Below are 10,584 nucleotides of genomic sequence, written 5' to 3'. Positions count from 1 at the left end.
CCCGGTTACATTCCGAACCCGGAAGCTAAGACTCTCAGCGCCGATGGTACTGCAGGGGGGACCCTGTGGGAGAGTAGGTCACCGCCGGACTTCTTCATAAGCCGGGGTTGGTTGTTGAGTGAGCAGAGATGCTCCTCGGTGACCAACCCCGGCTTTTTTGTACCCAAAACCTCAGCTTTTTGTACCCAAACACCTCACAGGGGCACGGAACCCTCGGGAGAAATCACCGCGGCTCCTCAGAGCCAGGAGCAATACAATGCCCACTATGGGTGAATCCCGCAGGAGGAACTCCCGCAACCCCAGCAGCTCCCCGGGCCCCGGTATCTCGAAGGTCATCAACAACAACGTTGTGATCCAGATCGACGGTTCCGGCCAGGAGCGCGTGCTGATGGGGCGAGGGATCGGTTTCCAGTTGAAGCCGGGCGACCTCGTCGACCCGTCACGGGTCGAAAAGACGTTTGTGCTCGCAACTGGCAGCGAGGGTGACCAGGCGCTCCAGCTGCTGAGCGCAGTGCCGTACGCGGTTGTGGAGGCCGTCATGGGCGCGGTTGACGAAGCTGAGCGCACCCTCGGCCGTGACCTCGGCAAGCGCCTGCCCCTCGCGATCATCGACCACATCCAGTACGTGCTCGAGAGGCTCGATCAGGGGATCCGCATCCCCGCGACCTCCATGCCGGAACTCCGGGTACTGCACCCCCAGGAATTTGCGGCCTCGAAACGCATGTCCGCCGCGATCTCCGCCGCCCTCGGGCGTGACCTCCCGCCGGAAGAAGCGGTGTTCCTGACCATGCACGTGCTGAACTCGACGCGCGACGAACCTGACGGCACGTCAGCGCTGCTGTTCCGCCGCGTGCAGCACGTCGTCGTGACCGTCGAAGCCGGCCTCGGCGTCGACCTCGACGTGGACAGCCACGACTACGCGCGATTCGTGCTGCACATCCAATTCCTCCTGCAGCGGCTCGTTTCGCGCAGCATGCTCCGCTCCACCGACTCATCGTTCTTCGACTTCACCAAGCGCACCTACCCGCGCTCGTTCGCGATCGCAGAGCAGGTGAAGGGCTACGTGCGGGAAGCGACGGGGGTCGAGCTGACCGACGAGGAGCTCCTGTATGTGACAGTGCACATCGAACGACTCGCTCAGCACATTGCCTATGGCACGGACGTTGAGCCGATGCTAGAGTGACAGCCGCAGGGCAATGAAGTCCTGCGGAATCCTTGGATTGTTACCGGTCAAGCGGGCAAAACCTGAACTCATATCGCCGAAAAGGCGGTGGTCGAGTTCAGGTTTTTTTGTTGCCCAAAATCTCCTCTGGAGTGGCTTGGCGGCTCAGCAGACCAGGGGCTCCAGACTGAGTTGCCGCCATAGGCGGGAGAAGGAGAGCGGTCCCATGGATCACTCAAGAGTCGCAGCCGATGTGCTCAAGGGCGTCGGCGGCGAAGAGAACGTCAAGTCGGTTGTCCACTGCATGACGCGCCTGCGCTTCGCTATCAGGGACGACGCGAAGATCGACAAGGCGGCGGTCAAGGCCATCCCAGGCGTCATCACCACCGCTGAGGCCGGCGGCCAGTATCAGGTCGTCATCGGCAACGAAGTGCCGGAGGTGTACGCCGAGCTGGGCAAGATCTCGAACCTCGTCTCGGGCACTCAGACCACCACGGTTGACCCAGACGAGCCGAAGAAGAACCTCTTCAACCGCTTCATCTCGATGATCGCGGCCCTCTTCACGCCCCTGCTGTGGGCCCTCGCCGGCACCGGCCTGCTGAAGGCCTTCCTCTCCGCCGCAGCGACCTTCGGCTGGATCGCGACAGACACGACGACGTACCTCGTGCTCAACGCGCTCTCCGACGCGTTCATCAACTTCCTGCCAATGGCGCTTGCGATCACGGCCGCGCGGTACTTCAAGGCCTCCGAATGGACCTCCTTCGCGATCGCAGGGGCGCTCGTCTATCCGACAATCACCCCGTTGGTCGGAGCTGAGGGGCTGACGTTCTTCGGCATCCCGTTCACGATGGTCAGCTACGTCTCCAGCGTCATCCCGATCATCCTCATCGTGTGGCTGCAGAGCTACGCGGAGAAGTTCCTCTACGCGAAGCTGCACTCGTCGGTTCGCCGCTTCCTGACGCCGATGATCGTCGTCCTGATCGCGGTCCCACTCGTCTTCGTCGTCGTCGGTCCGATCTCCGCGCTCCTGAGCGGGTGGCTCGGCGAGGGCATCGGCTGGATCTTCGCGAACGTCCCGTGGCTCGGCGGCGCGATCATGGGTGGTCTGTGGCAGGTGTTCGTCATCTTCGGTCTCCACTGGGGCTTCGTGCCGCTGTTCACGCTCGAGTTCCAGGCAACTGGGCAGATCCTGCTCATCGGCCCGGTCTTCGCAGCCGTCCTCGCCCAGTCCGCGGCTGTCGCCGGCGTGTGGGTGCGGACTCGCGACAAGAAGCTCAAGTCGCTCGCGGCGCCCGCCACGCTTTCCGGTTTCCTCGCCGGTATCACTGAGCCCGCGATCTACGGCATCAACCTGCCCCTCAAGCGTCCGTTCATCTTCGGTGTCATCGGTGGTGCAGTCGGCGGTGCGATCATCGCGATGGGCAACGTGTTCTCCACCGCGTTCGTCGTTCCCTCGGGCCTGGCGCTTCCGGCGCTCTTCGGCAACGGCAACATGGTGTTCCTCGGGCTCGGCCTGGTCGGGGCGATCGTGGTGTCGTTCCTGCTCACCGTCATCCTCGGCTTCAAGGACCCGGTGGATGAGGATGCCCAGGCTCCTGTCGCGAGCAACGACCTCGAGGTCCGCAGTCCGCTCGATGGCACGGCCGTCGCGCTCTCCGAAGTGTCTGACCCCGTCTTCGCCGGCGGAGTGCTCGGCAAGGGCGCAGCCGTCCTGCCCAGCTCCGGCGCCGTCTACGCGCCCTTCGACGGTGTCGTCGCCGCGGCCTTCCCGACGGGGCACGCCGTCGGGCTGCGCCACGCGGACGGAGCAGAGGTGCTCATCCACATTGGCGTCGACACGGTGAAGCTCAACGGACAGCACTTCACGATGAAGGTCGAGTCGGGCCAGAGCGTCAAGGCGGGCGAGCTGCTCATCGAGTTCGACATCGACGCCATCAAGGCAGCCGGCTACGACGTCACGACCCCGGTCATCATCACGAATGGCGAGCTGTACCCGGAGATCACAAGCCAGGTCACCGGCCCCATTTCACACGGCGAAGCGCTGTACCTCGCGAAGTCCGTCGAAGCCGTCGCGCTCGCCAAGTAAGCGCAGCACACCGCACCGCACTTCGCCAGATCACCACGTCCACACGAACGCACACATGACCGCATCGCAGAAAGAAGGAGACACGCGTATGACGACAACGAACTTCCCAGACGGATTCCTCTGGGGCGGCGCGACCGCAGCAAACCAGCTCGAGGGCGGCTACCTCGACGGAGGCAAAGGCCTCTCCATCCAGGACGTCATGCCGAAGGGCATCATGTCGCCTCCCACCGAGGGGCCGACGGGCGACAATCTCAAGCACGTCGGCATCGACTTCTACAACCGCTACGCGGAGGACATCGCGCTCTTCGCGGAGATGGGTTTCAAGACGTTCCGCTTCTCGATCGCGTGGAGCCGCATCTTCCCGAAGGGCGACGAGCTCGAGCCCAACGAGGAAGGCCTCGCCTTCTACGACCGCGTGCTCGACGAGCTCGAGAAGCACGGCATCGAGCCGCTCGTCACGATCTCCCACTACGAGACGCCGCTGCACCTCGCGCAACAGTACGACGGCTGGGTGAGCCGTGAGCTGATCGGCTTCTACGAGCGCTACGCACGGGTGCTGTTCACGCGCTACGGTTCGCGCGTGAAGTACTGGCTCACGTTCAACGAGATCAACTCGGTGCTCCACGCCCCGCTCCTGAGCGGCGGCATCCTCACGCCGAAGGACCAGCTCAGCGAGCAGGACCTCTACCAGGCCATCCACCACGAGCTCGTCGCGTCGGCGCTCGCGACGAAGATCGCCCACGAGGTCGCTCCGAACGCGCAGGTCGGCTGCATGCTCATCGCAATGCCCGTCTACCCGCTCACGCCGAGCCCCGCCGACGCGCTTGTCGTCATGGACGTGGACCACTCGAACCTCATGTTCGGCGACGTGCACGTGCGCGGGGAGTACCCGGGCTTCGCGCTGCGCCTCTTCAAGGAGAAGGGCATCAACCTCAACATCACAGATGAAGACCGCGAGATCCTGAAGAACACGGTCGACTTCATCTCGTTCAGCTACTACATGAGCATCGCCGAGACGGCGGACCCCGCCGCCGGTGCGGGCGAGGGCAACATCATGGGCGGCGTCCCGAACCCGACGCTCGAGAAGAGCGAATGGGGCTGGGCGATCGACCCGGTTGGTCTGCGCATCGTCATGAACCAGTTCTGGGAGCGGTGGCAGAAGCCGCTGTTCATCGTCGAGAACGGGCTCGGGGCGAAGGACCAGCTCGTCGAGGTCGGCGGCGTCAAGACCGTCGAGGACGACTACCGCATCGCGTACCTCAACGACCACCTCGTGCAGGCTGGCGAGGCGATCGCTGACGGTGTCGAGCTCCTCGGCTACACGACGTGGGGCTGCATCGACCTCGTCTCGGCAAGCACGGCGCAGCTGAGCAAGCGGTACGGCTTCATCTACGTCGACCGCAACGACGACGGCTCCGGCACGCTCGAGCGCTACAAGAAGAAGTCGTTCGACTGGTACGCCGAGGTCATCCGCACGAACGGTGGCAGCCTGCAGGCGTAACGGCCAGCATCCCGACTCTTCCGGTAGTCCGTTCCTCGGGGGATCGGCGCTTGCAGAGGCGGGTCGCGCTCATCGCGCGGCCCGCCTCTTGTGTCGGTGCACGCGTTCGGGCACCCGGACAGGGAGTTGCCGTAAGCGCTGTCCAACATCAGTGCAAATACCGGGTCCCGAAGCACCTAGGGCTGGTTTTCGGCCGATATTGCACTCATGTTGGACAGCCGGGCTCGGCACACTCGCCGATCCGACCGCCGGGGATGGTGTCGAGCGAGGCTGCGACTGCCGGGCGTTGCCTGACAGGCAACACCCGCGCCGACTCCGCGCTGACTCCGCGCTACTCCGCGCCAATCGGCGCCACTCTGTGGCACTCCTCGTTACGAAACATGACGCTGTCTGAAGCCCGGCAACGCACCGCGAAGGGATGCGACGCCGCCGCCTATTCAGGGCATCAGCGTTTCCGTACCTTTCGAAGGATCGTTCCCCGCCCCGTCGAAAGGCCAGCATGCCCACCAAGCTCGCCACCCCAACGCCGACCGCCCAGCTCTCAGCGTCAGGTGCCGCCACAGCAGCTGAGCTCGCAGTTGAGCCAGGAGCTGCGCCAGCAACTGAGCCAGGAGCTGCGCCGCTGCAGCGTGTTCTCGGCGAGCTCTCGCTTGAGCTGCCGCAGCTCGACGTGCGCGTTCCTTCGGCGGAGACTCGCGAGTACGCGGTGGATGCGAGCACGCTGGCGCGCCTCGCGGGTATCGACCTCGGCCCGGCGGTCGCGTTCCCCACGAGCGTGGAAGAGGTACAGGCCATTGTGCGAGCCGCGGCCAGGCACGGTGTGGCCGTCGTTCCACGCGGCGCTGGCTCTGGTCTCGCCGGCGGCGCAACTGCCGACCAGGAGCAGCTTGTCGTCTCGACCGAGCGCCTCAACCGGGTCGTCGAGGTGAGCCCACTCGACGAGGTCGCCGTCGTCGAGCCCGGCGTCATCAACGCCGACCTCAACCGGCACCTCGAGCCGTACGGCCTCTTCTACGCCCCTGACCCCGCCAGCTGGGACATCTCGTCGATCGGCGGCAACATCGCCACCAACGCCGGCGGCTTGCGCTGCGCGAAGTACGGCGTCACGCGTGAGTCGATCCTCGCGCTCGACGTGGTGCTCGCCGACGGCAGCCTCGTGCACGTCGGGCACCGCTCCATCAAGGGCGTCACGGGCCTCGACCTGGTCTCCCTCTTCGTCGGCTCGGAGGGCATCCTGGGCATCGTGGTCGCGGCGACCGTGCGCCTGCGCCCCATCCCCGTCGCCCGCCGCACGGTCTCGGCGTTCTTCGAGAGCACGGCGGCCGGTGCGGATGCGCTCTCCGCCATCACGCGCAGCACGGTGCGGCCCAGCGTCGTCGAGTTCTTCGACTCGCGCACGCTCGAGAACATCGACAACCACACGGGGAGCACGCTGACCGCCCGCGGCGGCGCCCTCCTCCTGATCGAGCTCGACGGCTACGGCATCGACGAGCAGTCGGCAGACCTGCGGGCGGCGCTCGAAGCCGTCGGCGGGCTCGTCACCGAGGAGAGCGTCGAAGACGGCGAAGCGCTGTGGGAGCTGCGCCGCTCCGGCCGCGGCTTCGACCCGGCCGAGTGGTTCGCGGGCGGAGACATCGCCGTGCCCAAGTCGCGCATCCCCGAGATCTTCGCCCACTTCCCGGTTGTCGAGGAGCGGTTCGGTGTGACGATCGGCGCCGTCGCGCACGCCGGCGACGGCAACCTGCACCCCATCATCACGCTCCGCATCCCCGAGGGAGCCGACCCCGCCCTCGTACCCCCGCAGCTGCACGACGCGGCCAGCGCGCTCGCACAGTTCGCGCTCGAGCTCGGCGGCACCGTGAGCGGTGAGCACGGCATCGGATCCTCGAAGCTCGACCTCGCCGCCCTTGAGCTCTCCGACCGCAACCGCGAGGCGCAGCACGCCATCAAGCGGGCGCTCGACCCCGCCGCGCTCTTCAACCCGGGCAAGGCCATCTAGCCAGCGCGACACGCGCAGCCCGGCAGCACCGAGCATCCACGCGCCAGACCACACCCGATCCCACCACACCCGGTCCGATCACACCCGATTCCAGCAGACCCGATTCCACCCCACCCGCGCTCCACACCGCAGAACCCCCGAGAAAGCAGCACACACCATGTCGACACGACACCCACGACTCCGACGGAAACTCGCCGCAGCCATCGGCGTGCTCGCGAGCATGTCGCTGCTTGCAGCCTGCGCGACGTCCGACGCGACCCCCGGCGCAGCAGCCGGTGGCGAGCCCCAGGCGGGCGGGGACATCACGTTCCTCATCGACTCGCTCGGCGACACGTGGATCCCCAACAACGGGTCCATCTCCAGCTACCAGGGCCAGGTCTGGCGGCAGGTCACCGACAAGCTCGTCTACGTGGATGAGGAGGGGGCCGTCAGCCCCTGGGTCGCCGAGAGCTGGGAGCAGAACGAGGACGCGACCGAGTACACGCTCAACCTCAGGGACGGCGTGACCTTCTCGGACGGCACACCCGTCGACGCGGATGCGGTCGTCGCGAACCTCGACATCTGGGCGAAGGGCGACCCGGCGCGCGGCATCAACCGCATCGGTCTCTTCCCGTCCGCGAACTACGAAAGCGCGACCGCTGTCGACCCGGCGACGGTCAAGGTGACGTTCACTCAGCCGACCCTCGGCTTCATCCCGACGCTCGGCTACCACGGTTCGATCCTGCTCTCGCCGGAGACGATCGCACTGCCGGCCGAGGGGCAGGCCGACCTCAGCAACGCCATCGGCAGCGGTGCCTTCACCGTCGAGTCGTGGCAGGAGGGCGACAACGTCGTCCTCACGAAGCGCGACGACTACACCTGGGGTCCGGAGGCGCTCGACCACACGGGTCCCGCCTACCTCGACTCGATCACGTACAAGATCGTCGCCGAGCAGTCGCTGCGGACCGCGTCCGTGCAGTCGTCGCAGGCTGACGTCGGCTACAACGCCTCGCCGCAGGAGCTGGAGGCGCTGAGCTCGGAGGGCTTCCAGGTCGCGACTCCCCGCTACCTCGGCTTCGCGTACGGCTTCGCCGTCGACACACGAGTTGAGCCATTCGGTGAGACCGCGGTCCGGCAGGCGTTCCAGCACGGCATCGACCGCCAGGAGATCCTCGACACCGTCTACACCGACGACTGGCAGGCCGCCGAGTCGTTCATCCAGAGCAACGTGCCCGAGGCCACGGATCACTCTGCCGCCTTCGCGTATGACCCTGCAGAGTCCGAGCGACTCCTCGACGAGGCCGGCTGGGTTGCCGGCGCCGACGGCGTTCGCACCAAAGACGGCAAGCGGCTCGAGGTGACGCTGCACCCGACGCCCTACCTGGCGACCTCGCAGCCCGTGGATGAGCTCATCGCCCAGCAGCTGACGCGGATCGGCTTCGACGTCACCCTCGAGGCCTTCGACGTGATCACCTACGGCGAGCGCGTCACGAACAAGGAGGGCATCGCCGTCGAGGAACCGACGCGCAGCTTCATCGACATCGGCACCGTCGCGGGTGTGCTCACGAGCGTGAACGGCGGCGAAGACTGGTTCGGCGTCGGCGAGAGCGACACGACCCTCAACGACTTCGCGACCGGCATCTCGACGGCCAGCGACCCCGAGGCCCGCTCGCAGCTGGCCGACGAGCTCCAGGCCTACGTGCTCGAGCAGGGGTACTACGTCCCGGTCACGCAGATCGTGCAGCGCATCTACGTGCAGCAGCCTGGGCTGCAGGGCGTGACCTACGACGGCGTGGCGTTCGCGAACTACGCCACGGCCTGGTTGAGCTGACATGCGAGGGCGGTACACGCGCTTCGCGCTGAGGCGAACCGGGCAGGCAGTCATCGTGGTGCTGCTCGCCTACGTCTTCACGTTCTTCGTGATCAGCGTGCTGCCCGGCGACCCGGTCACGAGCACGCTCCGGAACCCGGAGAACGGGTTCACGGAGGAGGAGATCGCCCGCATCGTGGCCTACTACGGCCTCGACCAGCCGCTGCTCGTGCAGCTGTGGGGCTCGCTCACGCGGTTCGTGGTCGGCGACTTCGGCGTCTCGTTGCGGTCGAACCTCCCCGTCGCCGACCTCATCGGGGATGCGCTGCCTTCGACGCTCGCGCTCGCGGGCAGCGCCCTCCTCGTCGCGGTTGTGCTCGCCGTGCTCATCGCGTTCGGCACGCAGGTGCTCCCCGTCCGCTATGGCCAGGGCCTGCTCCGCGCGTTCCCGTCGCTGTTCCTGTCGGTGCCGAACTTCGTCATCGGCCTGCTCCTCATCAACGTGTTCGCGTTCGGGCTTGGCCTGTTCCGCATCGTCGACCCTGAGAGCGCCTGGGCGACGTTCTTTGCCGCCGTCGCCCTCGGCATTCCCGTCTCCGCGCAGATCGCGGAGGTGCTCATCACGAACCTCGACCACGCCTCCTCGCAGGAGTACGCGTCGGTGGCGCGTTCGCGCGGCCTCACGCAGCGTCGGCTCTTCACGCGACACCTGTTGAAGCCGTCGGCACTCCCGGCGGTGACGGTGCTTGCGCTCACGGTCGGTGAGCTGCTTGGAGGGTCGCTCATCACGGAGGCCGTGTTCGGGCGGAGCGGCATCGGCAGCGTCGTGCAGCGTGCCGTCGCAAGCCAAGACCTCCCAGTCCTGCAGGCGGTTGTCGGTCTCGCCGCGGTCGTCTTCGTGCTCGTGAACCTGCTCGCCGACCTGGCCTACCCGATCCTCGACCCGCGCGTCGACATCGAGGGCAACCGCAAGAAGGGTGGCCCCGTGATCGGCGACGGGGATGCATCCACGCCCGAACGCGCGAAGGCGTCTGCCGCGTCGCAGTCCTCGCAGCCCGACTCACCAGTCGAGCCCGAATCACCACTCAAGCCCGAGTCACCACTCAAGCACGACTCACCACTCAAGCCCGACTCACCACTCAAGGAAGAGGCGAGCATCGTATGACTTCCGCAGTTCTGAACGCCGCCCCTGGCGCCACGGGCGGCCGCAGCCCGAAAGCCGCATTCAAGGTGCGCGCCATCGGGGTCCTCCCGCCGACGGTTGTGCTGTCGTTCCTCGTCATTGCGCTTGTGCTCTCCTGGTCGCTGTTTCCTGGCGTCTTCACGTCCTACAGCCCCGTCGACGGCGTGCCCGCCGACAAGTTCCTCGGCCCGAGCCTGCAGCACTGGGTCGGCACCGACCACCTGGGCCGCGACCAGTTCGCTCGGGTCGTCTTCGGCACCCAGTCGTCGATCTCGTCGGCGCTCGTCGCCGTCGTCATCGGCGTCGTGGTGGGCGGCGCGATCGGCCTCATCGGCGGCTTCATCGGCTCCTGGACTGACACGGTGCTCGCGAGGTTCGTGGATGTGCTGCTCGCGATCCCGAGCTTCCTCCTCGCCGTGGTGATCGTCTCGTCGCTCGGCTTCCAGACCATCAACGCCGCGATCGCGACGGGCGTGTCCGCGGTTGCCGTCTTCGCCCGTGTCATGCGCTCCGAGGTGCTGAAGACGCGGCGGGCCACGTTCGTGGAGGCCGCGTACCTGCAGGGCGGCTCGAAGTGGCACGTGCTCGGCCGTCACGTGCTCCCGAACGCGTCCCGTTCCGTGCTCGCGCTTGCCGTGCTGCAGTTCGGGCTCTCGATCCTCGTCATCGCCGGCCTCGCGTTCCTCGGCTACGGTGACCCGCCGCCCGCGTCCGACTGGGGCCTCCTCATCTCCAATGGCAAGGACTACCCGCGCGCGCCCTGGCTTGTCCTGTGGCCCGCGCTTGTCACCATCGCGACGGTGCTCTCCGTCAACCGCATCAGCCGGTGGCTCCGGCAGACGTCCTGATCGGACGCCGGACCTT

General features: G+C 66.6%; 7 protein-coding genes and 1 rRNA gene. All 8 read left to right on the top strand.

The window, feature by feature from the left end; all coding sequences use genetic code 11:
* Positions 1 to 90 (top strand): 5S ribosomal RNA (gene rrf / locus C5B85_RS17820); the annotation flags it as partial.
* A gap of 175 nt (positions 91 to 265) precedes the next feature.
* The gene (locus C5B85_RS17815; RefSeq protein ID WP_104287351.1) at positions 266 to 1,183 is read left to right on the top strand and encodes a PRD domain-containing protein; all 918 of its coding nucleotides are present in this window, start codon (positions 266 to 268) and stop codon (positions 1,181 to 1,183) included.
* Between the two features lie 205 nt (positions 1,184 to 1,388).
* Positions 1,389 to 3,248: a beta-glucoside-specific PTS transporter subunit IIABC gene (locus C5B85_RS17810; RefSeq protein WP_104287350.1), complete on the top strand. Its 1,860-nt coding sequence runs from the start codon at positions 1,389 to 1,391 to the stop codon at positions 3,246 to 3,248.
* A gap of 88 nt (positions 3,249 to 3,336) precedes the next feature.
* Positions 3,337 to 4,749 carry a glycoside hydrolase family 1 protein gene (locus C5B85_RS17805; RefSeq protein WP_104287349.1) on the top strand — a complete coding sequence of 471 codons (1,413 nt, stop codon included), beginning with the start codon at positions 3,337 to 3,339 and terminating at the stop codon, positions 4,747 to 4,749.
* A 499-nt stretch (positions 4,750 to 5,248) separates the two neighbouring features.
* On the top strand, positions 5,249 to 6,748 hold the full coding sequence (locus C5B85_RS17800; RefSeq protein WP_104287348.1) for an FAD-binding oxidoreductase: 1,500 nt from the start codon (positions 5,249 to 5,251) through the stop codon (positions 6,746 to 6,748).
* 157 nt (positions 6,749 to 6,905) lie between these two features.
* Entirely contained in the window at positions 6,906 to 8,558 is a 1,653-nt protein-coding gene (locus C5B85_RS17795; protein ID WP_104287347.1) for an ABC transporter substrate-binding protein, read from the top strand.
* Between the two features lies 1 nt (position 8,559).
* Positions 8,560 to 9,702, top strand: coding sequence for an ABC transporter permease (locus tag C5B85_RS17790; protein ID WP_104287346.1), 1,143 nt, complete (start codon positions 8,560 to 8,562; stop codon positions 9,700 to 9,702).
* On the top strand, positions 9,699 to 10,568 hold the full coding sequence (locus C5B85_RS17785) for an ABC transporter permease (protein WP_104287345.1): 870 nt from the start codon (positions 9,699 to 9,701) through the stop codon (positions 10,566 to 10,568). The genes C5B85_RS17790 and C5B85_RS17785 overlap by 4 nt, the downstream gene beginning before the upstream one ends.
* Positions 10,569 to 10,584: the final 16 nt, after the last annotated feature.

The organism is Pseudoclavibacter sp. AY1F1 (assembly GCF_002931075.1).
Taxonomy (GTDB): Bacteria; Actinomycetota; Actinomycetes; order Actinomycetales; family Microbacteriaceae; genus Pseudoclavibacter.
The sequence above is the reverse complement of the archived record's forward strand: the minus strand, read 5'-3'. Positions and strand labels throughout refer to the sequence as shown.